Raw genomic sequence first — 13,896 nt, forward strand, 5'->3', positions numbered from 1 at the left:
AGGACCATCGCCCCGCCCTCCTTGCAGAAGTCGTTGAGCATATCCACTATGACCAGCGCCGCGTCCTTTACCTCAAAGTTCTTGCCGTCGTCCACAAAATGTTCTGCAAAGCCTTTCATGCCTTTTCCTCCGTTCAGTCAGTCGGCCCGCTCCCTCCGCGGACAGGCGCCGCGCTTCCCGCATCCGGCCCCGCCCGGTATCGGTTGCCGTCCTCTGTTCCTTCTAATCATAGCATAAACCCTCCCCTTAGGGTAATGTCAAGAATTACTTGTGTAATTTATACATATAATTCGTTTCTGAGCGTTCATTTTTGTGCTTAATTTCGTGAACCCATTGTATTTCAACCGTTTCCGGTTTTTGGACACTCCACCCGGAACGCGGCATTTCCACCCCTTAACGCAGCCGCGGCCCGTCTTTTGGCCACAAGTTCCCGCCCCATAAAGGCACGGCCGGACGCGAAAAAACGCGTCCGGCCGATTTTTCTGTGAGCGCAAAATTTTTGGCATGCCGTTTGATGGCAAAACTGTTTACACTAATTTCGCCGGGTCCACCGACTCCAGCCAGGCCACCGCGGCGGCGGACACGGTGCGCAGCGCATTGTCGCCGAAGGGTGTGTCCAGTCCGGCGGAGGCCATCAGGCCGTTGAAGGTCTCGGTACCCGCCAGCCGCACCAGGGCGAGGTAGCGCCGCCAGGCTGAATCCCGGTCGGCCTGCATGGCGGCCCAGAACTCCAGCGCCGCCGTCTGAGCCAGGCAGTAGTCGATATAGTAGAAGGGCCGCTCGTAGATATGCATCTGCCGCTGCCAGCCGTGGGCGTCGCCGTAGAAGGGGATCTCACCCAGCTTCATCCATGGCATGTAAGTTCCCAGCAGTTCCTTCCAGATTCCGTGCCGCCGGGCGGGAGTCATGTCGGGATTTTCAAAGACGATGTGCTGGAAGTGGTCCACCATGGTGCCGTAGGGGATGAAGGTCAGCGCGTCGGAGAGGTGCTTATAGCGGAATTTGTCCGCGTCGGGGCCGAAGAAGCCCTCCGCCCAGGGCCAGGCGAAAAACTCCATGGACATGGAGTGGATCTCGCAGGACTCCAGGGTGGGGCTGCGGTTCTCCAGGGGCACCATATCCCGGGCAGTGTAAGCCGCGAAGGCGTGGCCCGCCTCGTGGGTGATGACCTCCACGTCCCCCTGAGTGCCGTTGAAGTTGGCGAAGATAAAGGGACTTTGGTAGTCGGGAATCTCGGTGCAGTACCCGCCTCCGGACTTGCCCGTACGGGAGAGCACGTCCATCAACTCGTTTTCCAGCATAAAGTCGATAAACTCCGCCGTCTCGGGGGACAGCTCATGGTAGAACTTCCGGCCCATCTCCAGGATATCCCCGGCGTCTCCCCGGGGCGCGGCGTTGCCGCCCCGGTAGAAGAGGGCGTTGTCCGCGAAGTTCAGAGGGTACTCCTTCCCCAGCCGCCCGGCCTGGAGGCGCACCACCCGGTCCGCCACGGGCACCAGATACTTCACCACCGCCGAGCGGAACTTCTCCACATCCCCCTGCGTATAGCAGTTTCGGCCCATGCGGTAGTAGCCCAGCTCAATATAGTTCTCATAGCCCATCTTCCGCGCCTGGGCGGTGCGGACCTTCACAAGCCGGTCGTAGAGGGCGTCCAGCTCCTCCCCCTTCTCCTGATAGAAGCGGCCCTCGGCCTCCCAGGCCGCGCGGCGGCGTGAATCGTCGGGGTCCTGCTTGAAGGGGGTGAGCTGGGAGAGGGTATACACACCGCCCTCAAAGGGAATTTGGGCCGAGGCGATGAGGTTGTTGTACTCAATGACCAGGGCGTTCTCCTCCTGCAGCTCGGCCACAATGGCGGGGTCGAAGGTCTTGAGCGCGATCTCCAGGTCCAGGAACATCAGCGCGCCGTACCTGGCCTCGAACTCACCCCGGTAGGGGGAGGCGAGCAGCGCCTTCTGCCAGCCCTGTTCCGCCTCCTTCAGCAGGGGCGTCTGCTCGGCAAGCAGCCGGACCTCCCCATCGTAGAACTCGTCCCTGGTGTCGATGGTGTGGCGGACATAGGAGATGGCGTCGGCGGTCAGCAGGGCGCTCTCCACCGCCTGCATTCCCAGGAACGCCGCGTCGGCGGCGGCAAAATCCGCCGCGCCTTTCAGCTGCGCCGTATACGCCGTAATCGTGGCCCTGACCGCCTCAAAATCCGGGCGGATATACTGCATCTCGGAAAATTTCATATGGTTTCCTCCTTCAGTGAAAAAAATGAATTTGCATACGCAGCACGGCGGGAGTATCCGGCCGTCTCCGCCGTCAGAAAAACGTCAGCTGCCTGTCGCCGTAGCCCTTCTGGTAGGCGGAGACGATGTGCTTCATCTCGCACAGCAGCCCCAGCTCCCCGCACCTTGCGGAAAAGCGCTCCCAGAGGCGCCGGGCGTTGGGACTGGCACAGCGGTAGCGGTCGCCGTACTGCCGGAGATACCGGGCGGACAGGTTTTCCCCCGGAAAGAGCCGGTCCAGCTGGGCCAGAAAGTGACTCCTCTGGCCGCCCCGCATGGTCATGCCAAAGGCGGGGTAGACGAATTTTGCCCCCGCCTCCGCCGCCGCCTCCGCCACTGCGAGGACGCTGCCCACGCTGTCCTCCAGGAAGGGGAGCACCGGCATGAGGAGGACCCCCGCGAAAATGCCCGCGTCGGAGAGCGCCCCGACGGCCGCCAGCCGCCGGGTGGGGGACGGAGCCCGGGGCTCGATTTTCGCGGCCAGGGCGTCGTCCGTGGTGGTAACGGTGATTTTGCAGATCACCGGCGAGTGGGCCCGGATAAACTGCAGTAAGTCGATATCCCGTACGATGAGGTCGCTCTTGGTGGCGATGGCCACGCCGAACTGGTACGCATCGATTAGCTCCAGGGCATGCCGGGTCAGCTTCAGCTCCTCTTCAAAGGGGTTGTAGGGGTCGGACATGGAGCCGGTGCCGATGATGCCCGGCTTCACCTTGCGCTGGAGGTCGTCCCGGATGATGGCCAGGGCGTTCTCCTTGGCCCGCACCCGGTCGAACTCCTCCACGCCGTAGCATTCGCTGCGGCTGTCGCAATAGATGCAGCCGTGGCAGCACCCCTTATAGATATTCATGGTGTGGTCGGTCCCGAACCACGCGGTGGACTGATTGCGCAGGACCAGATGCTTTGCGGGGATGTACTCCACAGCCGTCCCTCCCTGCGGTTGATTCAATGACTCTATGATACCATATCGACGGGCCGGCGTAAACTTTTTCGGCGGCCACTTCTCTCCGCTTCCGTTTTTTCCTATCTGTTTTGCCCGGCGGGCCTCACATTTATAAATAGAAAGACCATCCCCGTCCACCGGGGAAACAGGAAGGGAGCATCAATATGGGAAAAAATCTTGAGATCGTGCAGAAATCCTACGCGCGCGGGAAGGCCGGGGATATGCCCGGCCTGGTGGCGGATCTGGCGGAGTTCGGCTCCTGGACCGAGATGGAGGGCGCGCCCTACGGCGGCACCTACATCGGCCCCAGAGAGGTGCTGGAGCAGGTTTTCGACCCCATGGGCCGGGCCTGGGACCCCTTCGCCTGCCAGCCCGAGGAATTTGCGGAGTGCGGGGACACCGTGCTCATGACCGGCTGGTACTTTGGCAAGAACCGCAAGACCCAGAAGGAGTTTCGCTGCCGTGTGGCCCATGTGTGGAAGTTGAAGGACGGTAAAATTGTCAATTTCGAGCAGTTCACCGATACCCGGGTCATCGCCGACGTTATGGAGGGCTGAGCCACAGGAGGCGCAGCATCCGGTTTGCAGCGTGAAAACAATCGGCCTGGGACCGCGTCCGCCGTCAGCGCGGTCATTTTTATCCTGCGGCCTATCTTTATTTAAATATCAAATGAAAGCCCGCGTCTTCTGACGCGGGCTTTCATTTGATTCCGTCGGTTTTACTGTTTCAGCAAAACGGTACAGGAGTCCTGGTCCCAGTCCACATCCAGTCCGAATTGCTCGGAGAAGAAGCGGATGGGGACGTAGGTGCGGCCGCGGAGCACCTCGCTGGGGGCCTCCAGGGCGCAGGCCTCGCCGTTCACTTCGGCCCTTGCTGAGCCTATCTCCACGCGGACGGTCACGCCGTCCCGAGTGCATACGGCAAGGTCCCGGCCGTCCTCATTCACCCACTCCACCGTGAAGCCCAGGGCCTCGGAGATATTGCGCAAAGGGACCATCACCCGCTGGTTTTTGGCGTAGGGCGGGTCGTCGAAGGAGATATACGCCCCGTCCAGGGTGGCATAGCATCTGTCCCCCGGGAACGCCGCCGCAATGGCGGCGTCTATATCGGCGTTTATATAGGAAACCTCCTTCTCATTCAACACGCTGGAACCGTCGCCGCCTACGGCCATAAGACGCAGCTGCATACCGTCCCGGCCAGGGTAGGCTTCCATCCGGCCGTAGGGCACCGGAATAATATCCTGATACGGGGGAATCGTGTCCAGCGGCGTAAAGTAAACGCCGTCGTCGCTCACCAGGAGACTGCCGCCCTCCAGCCGCAGGACGTATCCGCCCGCATACACGCCGCCCTCCAGAGGCGGTTTTTTGAGGCTGCCGGCCTCGACCGGGATGGACTCCAAATCGGTCTCCTCCCAACGCTCCCCGTCCTCGGAGGCAAAGACGGCCGGGGCGGACAAGCCGCTGTCCGGGTCCGTGGCCTGCACCTGGGCGTAGCAGATCCCGCCGTGGCACCCGACCCGCAGGACCTTGCTGCCAAAATCGTACTGCCTCACCTGGTCGTAGTTCTCATCCAGGAAGAAGACCTTGGTGTTGGCAGCGCTCTCGGCGTACAGGTCCGGGCCGAAGTGCGCCACATCCTGACAGACCAGATATTCCGTGCCGGTCCAGACGAATTGTAGCTCCCGCCTCCCCTCCAGCGAGACGCTCGTCCAGCAGTCCGCGCTCTCCAGCAGCCAGTCCCTGTCGCCCACGCTGAACCAGTGGAGGCCGTCCACCGTGGCAAGGCTGTCACGCTGGTATGCGCCTATCCGGACGAAGCCCCGCCCGGTGGAGGCAAAATAAGGATGGGCCCTCATGCCGGTTGTTCCCTCCGAGAAGCTCACCTCCTCGCCGTCGGGCACCTGCGTCCAGTTGACTCCGTCATAGGAGCAGCGCCCCCGTCCCATCCCGCGGCTGTTGACCTCCTGCTGAAGAATGACAGTCCCGTCGCTGTAGAACCTCCGATAGACAATACCCGGCCCCTCGAAATTGTTCTCCCAGTCTGCACGGGTAAAGCTGTGCTCCACGCCGTCCACGGCGGCGTAGCCCGTACCGTTCTCATAGCGGATGGACTGCACCTCGCCGTCAAAGGCCACGGAGCTGAGGATCGTATAATTCTCGTCCAAAACCGTGACCAGCCTGTTGCGGGGGTTGGGCGGTCTCATATTGTGGGTCTGCCGGGGATCGCCCTGGATGCTCTGGCGCATCAGGTACTCGGTCCCGGTCCAGAGGAGCTGATAGCTTCCGCCGCACAGTCCGTTGGTGATATAGCCGGCGTTCTCCTCAAACCACGGCTGATTAATGATTTTCATCTGCGTCCAGAGCTTTCCGTCATCGGAGGTATAGGCGAACTTGCACTGGTAGCCGGTGAGAAAGTAGTCCCGGCCGGTGTACTGAACGTCCTGAATATCCGTGAGGCCGGTGTCGTAAACATAACCGTCGGCCAGGTACCAGGATTTTCCCCGGTCGCTGGACCAGAGCAGCCGCAGGGTGTCCGCCTCCCGCTGTGTTCCCACCCAGACAGGGCCGTCTTTGGTCAGGATATTCACATCACCCTCCGCCGCCAGGGCGGGAGAGGCACAGAGAAGCAGGGCGAGGGTCAGGAGCAGCGGGAAAATCCGTTTATACATATTAATTACCTCCCATTTGGCACACAGCGGGAACGGACAGAGGGGACGGCGGCAGGGGCGGAGCCCTGCCCTGCGGCGTGGTGCACATGACGGGTTGTGAAGCGGCAGCGGCAATGCGCCTGTACAGCGGAACTTCCGCAGAAAAGCGGGAGGCCCGGCCTGAAAGGCCGGGCCGGGTGGAGCGGGCGGCGGCGCGCCCTACATGGTAGTATCGGTTCTGAGCCGGGAAACGTTACACTATTTTTCGTCCAGCACGTCCTCAATAAGGAAGCGGGGGCGGCCCTTGGTCTCCAGATAGATCTTGCCGATATACTCGCCGATGACCCCCAGGGAGAGGAGTATCAGCCCGCCGATGGCCCAGACCGAGCACATGACGCTGGCCCAGCCCAGGATGGTATGCCCCATGGCCCAGCGGACGATGGAGTAGACCAGCATGGCGATGGCGATGATAAAAATCAGGAAGCCCAGCATGGTGATATACCGGATGGGCTTGGTGGAGAGGCTCGTGATGCCCTCCATGGCGAAGGAGAGCATCTTTTTGAGGGGGTACTTGCTCTCCCCGGCGAAGCGCTCTCCCCGCTCATACTCCACGGTGGTGGTGGTATAGCCGATCATGGGTACGATGCCCCGGAGGAAGAGATTGACCTCCCTGAACTCGCTGAGACCCTCCAGGGCCCGGCGGGACAGAAGGCGGTAGTCCGCGTGGTTGAAGACGGTCTCCGCACCCAGAAAGTTCATCACCCGGTAAAAGCCCTCTGCGGTGAAGCGCTTGAAAAAGGTGTCCTTCTCACGGGAGGAGCGCACGCCGTAGACAATGTCGCACCCGGCATGGAACTTGTCCACCATGGCGTCCACCGCATCCACGTCGTCCTGAAGGTCGGCATCCATGGAGATAGCCATGTCGCACAGGTCCTTCGCCGTCATCAGCCCCGCCAGCAGGGCGTTCTGGTGGCCCCGGTTGCGGGTCAGGTTCACGCCGGAAAAGATATGGTCGGCGGCGTGAAGTTGGGCAATCAGCTCCCAGGTGCGGTCCCTGGAGCCGTCGTTGACGAACATGATTCTGCTGTCCCTGGAGATTTTGCCCGCGCCCACCAGGCTCTCCATCTTGGCCTTCAGGCGCTTGGAGGTCTCGGGCAGGACCTCCTCCTCGTTGTAGCACGGGACGACGATATAGAGTATGTCATTCATCCTTTGATTTTCCTCCAAACATCGGGATTTCCAACGCCCCGCAGATGCGTATCAGCACATCGAGGGAGGGTTTTTTACGTCCGCTTTCGATCTCTGCAATAAAGGGCTGGGAGACCTCCACCAGCTTCGCCAGCGTCCCCTGGCTAATCCCCTTTTTTACCCGTGTTTCCCGGATTAATGTCTTATAGTCGGTCATATGTTTCACCTCTTACCGCTATTATAGCTGATAGCAATACCCTTTTCATCAATAGCTTTTAGCTATCTGCTTTTGCCTGTGCGGGGAAATCCTCGGCGCCGACGAGGAGTACCGCCGCCTGGAAAAGGAGTGCGGGGACTTGTGGGCGCGCTGGACGAATTCCCCCGGGAATAAAAAAGGCCGCCCACAGGGCGGCCTGGGAAACGATTGGATGGCTCGCCGCACACGGACGGGTCACAGCGGCGCTGCGGCAGGGCGAAGGGGCGGAGCGCAGAACACTGCCGGGGCGGCCTGCGGCGGCGCTACTCCTCCAGCTTTCGCCGCAGGTGCTCCATGGCCTTTTTCTCAATGCGGGAGACCTGGACCTGGCTGACTCCCAGAACACGGGCGGTCCTGTCCTGGGTCAGGTTTTTGAAATACCGCAGGAGCACCACGCTCCGCTCCCGCTCGGGCAGGTCGTCGATGGCGGCCCGGAGGGCCACCCGCTCCACAATGCCATCCTCCATGCCCTCGGTGCCCAGGACGCTCTCAAGGGTGAAGCCGTCCCCGGTCTCCATCTGGAGGGAGGCCACCGGGGCGTTGGCCTCCTCTGCGGCGGCGATCTCCTCCACCTCCAGACCGGTCTCCTCCGAGAGCTCTGAGAGGGACGGCTCCCGCCCCAGCTCCGCCTGGAGCCGGTCCCGGGCGGTGCGGATGCTGCCCGCCCGCTCCTTAAGGCCCCGGCTCACCTTCACCGCGCCGTCATCCCGGAGGAAGCGGCGGATTTCGCCGGCTATTTTGGGCACGGCATAGGTGGAAAACTGACAGCCGAAAGCGGGGTCGAAGCCCCGGACCGCCTTGAGAAAGCCCATGCAGCCGAGCTGATAGAGGTCGTCGGGGTCCACGCCCCGGCCGTAGTACCGGCGCACAATGCTCCAGATGAGGCCCGCGTTCTCCTCCATCATCCGCTCACAGGCGTCGTTGTCCCCCTGCCGGGCCGCGTCCAGCAGGGACAGGGTATCCGGCATGGTTACACCGCCCCGCCGCTCAGGCGGCGGGAGATGCGCCGGCGCATGGTAACGGTGGTCCCCTTTCCGGGTACGGAGCGGACCCGCAGGTTGTCCATAAAGCTCTCCATAATGGTGAAGCCCATGCCGGAGCGCTGCTCGTCTCCGGTGGTGAAGAGTGGCTCCCTGGCGCGGTCCACGTCCTCAATGCCCACGCCCCAATCGCGGATGACGATCTCCAGTACATTGTCCGCAAAAATCCGCAGCTTCATGGACACCTTGCCCAGGGTGTCCGGGTAGGCGTGGACAATGGCGTTGGTCACCGCCTCGCTGACGGCGGTCTTTACGTCGTTCACCTCATCCAGGGTGGGGTCCAGCTGGGCGGCGAAGCAGGCGGCCGCCGTCCGGGCGAAGCCCTCGTTGGCCGAGCGGCTGAGAAAGGTAATGGCGGCTTCATTGACGGGTTTCATATGTAGTCCTCCTTATATGGCGGCAGGGGCGGCGCCCCTGCCCTGCGCTCTGACTGCGGCGCGGCGTCCGCCCCGGACGGCCGCGCTACGACTCAAATTTCACGATGCGCTCCAGGCCAGCGGCCCGAAGCACCTTGCCCGCCTGGGCCGGCACGTTGCGCACGGTCATCTGGCCGCCCAGCTCTCCCACGCGGCGGAAGGCCCGCAGTATCACCGCGATGCCGGAGCTGTCCATGAAGGTGACGCCGGAGAGATCCAGCGCCAGACGCCTGGGAAGCTGGGCGTCCACCTGACGGTCCATCTCCCGCATAATCTCCCCCGCGCCGTGGTGATCCACCTCACCGGATATTGTCAAAACCATTTCCCGGTCCGCGCCGGTACAGGTCACTGCCATAGCTTGTCCCCCCTATGAAACTGAAAAACAGTGCTCCGCACCGTTTTTCGCGCGCATCGCCCTTTTCCGGGGACGCGCAGGATGATAAAAAATCGCCGTATACCATTTTCTGGTATACGGCGATTATAGCCCATTTCCGATTCAGTTTTTGTCGAATGCGCTAACCCGGCCACGAAAATTCCGTAAAGACCCACTTATCCCCCACAAGCTCGTAGGGGAAGTCCAGAACAACGGGAACCGGGGCTGTGGAGGGATCGCCATAGACGAGGGAACCCTCCATATGGTAGTTTAGCTTGGTATCGCTCAGCCGCTGCACCTGCTCCGTACCGTAGAAAGCGGGATACCCCGCGTCCAGCGGAGTCACATAGAGCACGCCGTCAAACTCCCGGTAGAGGCTGTCTTCGGCGAGCAGATTATCCACAATTTCGTCGGAGAAGAGGGTTTTCAGATAGGTGCGCAGCTCCAGCATCGTGGAGATGCCGGGGTACTCCACCCGGTAATATGTCCACTGGCTGTCCTCCGGGTGGATCTCGTCCTCAAACACGCTGGGAAGGGTCATGCCCGCGAACCAGTTCCACGCCTCCAGCGCGCGGTCGAGCTGAATCCGGATCCGGGCCTCGGGGGACTGGGCGTAGGCCGTGAACGCGCGGTCGTGCTGGAGGCGGTAGACGTTTCCCTGCTTCATCAGCACGTACCAGCCCACGCTCAGATCGTCCTGGGGGGCCACGCCGCACAGCCACATATCCTCCCCCAAGCCCACAAAATAGCCGGGGTCGGCGGAGAGCTCCTCCGCCAGATACCGCTCCGCGGCCTCGCCGCCCCCCTCCGTCTGCGCGGCAGCCCGGCGGGCGATGCGCTCCTTCTGGGCGGCCCAGTCCTCCGGCTCCTGGGAGGGGAAGCAGGCCCCGGCGTACTGGAAGAGGATATCCGCCGCCTCGGCGGGGGTCACGGCGCCGGAGGGGTCCTCATAAAACCAGGCGTTCCCGCCCTCATAGGCCACCGCCGTCACACCGGGGGCATAGTCCGCGAACCAGTAGCTGCGGTCCAAGGCATACAGGTCATAGTTGGAAAATCCGCCCCGGTTCGCCTCGCACCAGGCCAGCGCGGCCTCGTACCGCTCCGTATCGCTCCCGGCGTCGGATGGTGAGGGCGTGGGAGACGGCTCGGCGGGAGGTGCTTCCCCGCCCGCCGTTCCGGTGGGGGACGGGGAAACGGCGGAATTGGTCTCCACCGGGCCGGGCGAGGCGGTTTGGGCCGCTGTCGGCCCGGTGGAGACCGGCGTGGGCAGGGAGGACACGGAGGGCACCGCGGTATTGTCCGCGCCGCCGGGCTGCACCCGGCAGCCGGAGAGGGTCAGCAGAAGCAGTATCAACAGGAAAGCGGTTCGTTTTTTCATCGCCGCCACCTCCATCTGGGCAGAGCTTTTTCCAATCCCGGAGTTGTCTGAAAAACCGGGGTGATTCGAATCTCAAGCGGAGCGTCATATACGCCGTTTTATCGCAGAGCGGCGGGTCGCTCGGACTTATCAGATACACCCTATGCGCAATTGTACCCATCCTTGCCGGTTTTCATCAGTAAGCCGGACAATAAGCGCAGTATGAAGGGCTCAACTTCTCGCTTGACGCGATCGTACAGTGTGCTATCATATACGCATACTGTTAAAAGAGCAAGCATATTTTGTGAACTTTTGTTCAATCCGTATTCCAGTTCCAGCCGGCGTCCCCGTCTTTTTATGATAAACGCTCAAGCGGCTACAAAACCACCCCATGGAGGTGACAAATAATAACAGTCTTATGGAGCGGAGCGATGTCCGCCCCATTTGGGGAAAAGGAAAGGATACGCGGGTGCGCCATTGGCTGTCCCGTGTGCGCCCGGCGCACACGAAGAGAGGCCGCCGGATATCCGGCGGCCTCTCTTCGTGTTGATTATCCATTGATTACATGGCGCTCAGCTGTTCCTCCAGCTTCGCAATCAGGCTCTTGAGCTTCTCCGCGCGCTCCTGCTCCGCCTCCCCGCGAAATCATCATTTCGCGGGGACCCCAATTAATCTAATCTGCACGGGCGGAGTAAATCCGCCCGGCATCAAGGTTTTGGCCTCTCGGAGTCCAAAACGCTTGGACCGCGGCACCCGCCGCGAGGTGGCGGCGGACTCAGGCCAATACGCTGAGCTGTTCCTCCAGCTTCGCAATCAGGCTCTTGAGCTTCTCCGCGCGCTCCTGCTCCGCCGCCACCACATTGGCAGGGGCCTTATTGATAAAGCCGGGGTTTTGCAGCTTGGTCTCCAGCTTTTCCAGCTCGGCCTTGTTTTTGCCCAGTTCCTTCTCCATACGGGCCTTCTCCTTCTCCATGTCCACCAGGTCGCTCATGGGCATGAACATCCGGGCCTCGTGAGTCACGGCGGAGACCATGGCGCCCGCATCCGAAGGGGCCTCGGTCACAATCTCCACCGCGTCGGCATAGGCCAGGCGCTTCAGGAAGGGAATCCCAAGCTCGAAGACGGCCGTCTGGTCGGTAACCACGGTGAGGCGGGCCTTCTTGGAGGGGGGCACGTTCATCTCCGCCCTCCTTGTGCGGACGGCGGAGATGGCCTCCATAACCAGCTCCATAGCCCGCTTCTCCTCGGGGAAGCTGAGCTCCGCGCGGTACTCAGGCCACTTTTGGAGCATGAGGTACTCCCCCTCGTGGGGGAGGGCCTGCCAGATCTCCTCGGTGATAAAGGGCATGAAGGGGTGGAGGAGCTTGAGCATCTCGGTGAGGACGTAGCACAGGACCTGCTGGGCCTGGACCTTGGCCGCCTCATCCCCGCCCTGGAGGCGTGACTTACACAGCTCAATATACCAGTCGCAGTAGGAGTCCCAGATAAAGTCGTAGACCTTCTGGGCGGCCACGCCCAGCTCGTACTTGTCCATGTTCTCGGTGATCTCTGGAATCACGCTGTTGAGCTTGGAGAGAATCCACTTGTCCTCCAGCTCCAGGGCAGAAGGAAGCTCGCACTTGTCGATGGTCAGGTTCATCATCAGAAAGCGGGAGGCGTTCCAAATCTTGTTGGCGAAATTGCGCATGGCCTCGCACTTCTCGGGAAGGAAGCGCATGTCATTTCCGGGAGAGTTGCCGGTGACCAGGTTGAAGCGCAGGGCGTCCGCGCCGTACTGCTCGGCGATCACCAGGGGATCGATGCCGTTGCCCAGGGATTTACTCATCTTGCGGCCCTTCTCATCCCGGATGATGCCGTGGATGAAGACAGTGTGGAAGGGGGGCTTCTTGGTGTGCTCGCAGCCGGAGAAAATCATCCGGGCCACCCAGAAGAAGATGATGTCGTAGGCGGTGACGAGGACGTCGGTGGGGTAGAAATACTGGTAGTCCTCGGCGTTCTCATCGGGCCAGCCCAGGGTGGAGAAGGGCCAGAGGGCGGAGGAGAACCAAGTGTCCAGCACGTCCTCCTCCTGGTGGATATGCGTGCTGCGGCAGTGATCGCACTCAGTGGGATCGGTCTCAGAGACCGTCATGCGCCCGCAATCGTCGCAGGTCCAGGCGGGGATGCGGTGGCCCCACCAGAGCTGGCGGGAGATGCACCAATCATGGACGTTCTCCATCCAGTTTGTGTAGATCTTGGAGAAGCGGTCGGGGACGAACTTGACCTCCCCGTCGTTGACCACCCGGAGCGCTTCCTTCGCCAGGGGCTCCATCTTGACGAACCACTGGGCGGAGATGAGGGGCTCCACATCGGTTCCGCAGCGGTAGCAGGTGCCCACGTTGTGGGTATGCTCGGTGATTTTTTCCAGGAGGCCCAAGGCATCCAGATCGGCCACGATGGCCTTGCGGGCCTCATAGCGGTCCATGCCCTGATATTTGCCGCCGTTCTCGTTGATTTTGCCGCTGTCGTCCAGGACGCGGATGGATTCCAGGTTGTGGCGCACTCCCACCTCGAAGTCGTTGGGGTCGTGGGCGGGGGTCATCTTCACGCAGCCGGTGCCGAACTCCATGTCCACGTACTCGTCGGCCACGATGGGGATCTCCTTGTCCATCAGGGGCAGTATGCAGGTCTTGCCCACCAGGTCCCTGTAGCGGTCGTCATTGGGATTCACGGCCACGCCGGTGTCGCCCAGCATGGTCTCGGGCCGGGTGGTGGCCACGATGACATAGCGGCCCGGCTCGCCCTTGATGGGGTATTTGAGATGCCAGAAGTGGCCGGGCTTCTCCTTATACTCCACCTCCGCGTCGGAGAGGGCGGTGGTGCAGTGGGGGCACCAGTTGATGATGCGGCTGCCCTTGTAGATGAGGCCCTTATTGTACATCTCCACAAAGACGTGGCGGACCGCGGCGGAGAGGCCCTCGTCCATGGTGAAGCGCGCCCGGGACCAGTCGCAGGACGCGCCCAGCTTCTTCTGCTGCTCCACGATTCTCCCGCCGTACTTGGCCTTCCAGTCCCAGACCCGCTCCAGGAACTTGTCCCGGCCCAGGTCGTGGCGGGTGAGGCCCTCCTCGGTGCGCAGGGCCTCCTCCACCTTAATCTGGGTGGCGATGCCCGCGTGGTCGGTGCCGGGGACCCACAGCGCGGCGTAGCCCTCCATCCGCTTGAAGCGGATGAGGATGTCCTGCATGGTGCAGTCCATGGCGTGGCCCATGTGGAGCTGGCCGGTGACGTTGGGCGGCGGCATCACGATGGTAAAGGGCTTCTTGTCCGGGTCCCGGCGGCCCTCAAAGCAGCCGTTTCTCTCCCACATCCCGTAGATGCGGCTTTCGACCTCCTGGGGTTCGTATGTTTTGGAAAGTTCTCTGTTCAT

The 13,896-nt window shown here is 61.9% G+C and carries 11 protein-coding genes; 1 reads left to right on the top strand and 10 read right to left on the bottom strand.

All coding sequences use genetic code 11. The annotated features are described in order from the left end of the window. Positions 1 to 527: 527 nt before the first annotated feature. Both H8S62_RS11750 and H8S62_RS11755 read right to left on the bottom strand, forming a co-directional pair. On the bottom strand, positions 528 to 2,228 hold the full coding sequence (locus tag H8S62_RS11750) for a M3 family oligoendopeptidase (protein WP_186919486.1): 1,701 nt from the start codon (positions 2,226 to 2,228) through the stop codon (positions 528 to 530). A gap of 73 nt (positions 2,229 to 2,301) precedes the next feature. Then, entirely contained in the window at positions 2,302 to 3,189 is an 888-nt protein-coding gene (locus H8S62_RS11755; RefSeq protein ID WP_186919488.1) for a radical SAM protein, read from the bottom strand. A 185-nt stretch (positions 3,190 to 3,374) separates the two neighbouring features. Here H8S62_RS11755 and H8S62_RS11760 point away from each other — a divergent pair, with 185 nt between their 5' ends. After that, positions 3,375 to 3,767, top strand: a complete 393-nt coding sequence (locus H8S62_RS11760; RefSeq protein WP_186919489.1) for a nuclear transport factor 2 family protein — start codon at positions 3,375 to 3,377, stop codon at positions 3,765 to 3,767. Positions 3,768 to 3,928: 161 nt separating this feature from the next. Here H8S62_RS11760 and H8S62_RS11765 read toward each other — a convergent pair whose 3' ends face one another. From H8S62_RS11765 to H8S62_RS11800, 8 genes are all read right to left on the bottom strand, one after another. Then, positions 3,929 to 5,878 carry a copper amine oxidase N-terminal domain-containing protein gene (locus H8S62_RS11765; protein WP_186919491.1) on the bottom strand — a complete coding sequence of 650 codons (1,950 nt, stop codon included), beginning with the start codon at positions 5,876 to 5,878 and terminating at the stop codon, positions 3,929 to 3,931. Between the two features lie 237 nt (positions 5,879 to 6,115). Continuing rightward, a complete protein-coding gene (locus tag H8S62_RS11770; protein WP_186919492.1) occupies positions 6,116 to 7,066 on the bottom strand; it encodes a glycosyltransferase family 2 protein in 951 nt (316 codons plus the stop codon). Next, positions 7,059 to 7,262, bottom strand: coding sequence for a helix-turn-helix domain-containing protein (locus H8S62_RS11775; protein WP_155148789.1), 204 nt, complete (start codon positions 7,260 to 7,262; stop codon positions 7,059 to 7,061). The genes H8S62_RS11770 and H8S62_RS11775 overlap by 8 nt, the downstream gene beginning before the upstream one ends. A gap of 302 nt (positions 7,263 to 7,564) precedes the next feature. Beyond that, positions 7,565 to 8,269 (bottom strand): sigma-70 family RNA polymerase sigma factor, encoded by a 705-nt coding sequence (locus H8S62_RS11780; RefSeq protein WP_155148787.1) that lies wholly within the window; start codon positions 8,267 to 8,269, stop codon positions 7,565 to 7,567. Positions 8,270 to 8,271: 2 nt separating this feature from the next. Continuing rightward, positions 8,272 to 8,718, bottom strand: a complete 447-nt coding sequence (spoIIAB, locus tag H8S62_RS11785; RefSeq protein WP_155148784.1) for an anti-sigma F factor — start codon at positions 8,716 to 8,718, stop codon at positions 8,272 to 8,274. An 85-nt stretch (positions 8,719 to 8,803) separates the two neighbouring features. Further along, positions 8,804 to 9,112, bottom strand: coding sequence for an STAS domain-containing protein (locus tag H8S62_RS11790; RefSeq protein ID WP_155148783.1), 309 nt, complete (start codon positions 9,110 to 9,112; stop codon positions 8,804 to 8,806). A gap of 160 nt (positions 9,113 to 9,272) precedes the next feature. After that, positions 9,273 to 10,508 (bottom strand): hypothetical protein, encoded by a 1,236-nt coding sequence (locus H8S62_RS11795; RefSeq protein WP_186919494.1) that lies wholly within the window; start codon positions 10,506 to 10,508, stop codon positions 9,273 to 9,275. 754 nt (positions 10,509 to 11,262) lie between these two features. Further along, a complete protein-coding gene (locus tag H8S62_RS11800; RefSeq protein ID WP_186919496.1) occupies positions 11,263 to 13,896 on the bottom strand; it encodes a valine--tRNA ligase in 2,634 nt (877 codons plus the stop codon).

This window comes from Lawsonibacter faecis (assembly GCF_014287675.1).
In the GTDB taxonomy this organism is placed as follows: domain Bacteria; phylum Bacillota; class Clostridia; order Oscillospirales; family Oscillospiraceae; genus Pseudoflavonifractor; species Pseudoflavonifractor faecis.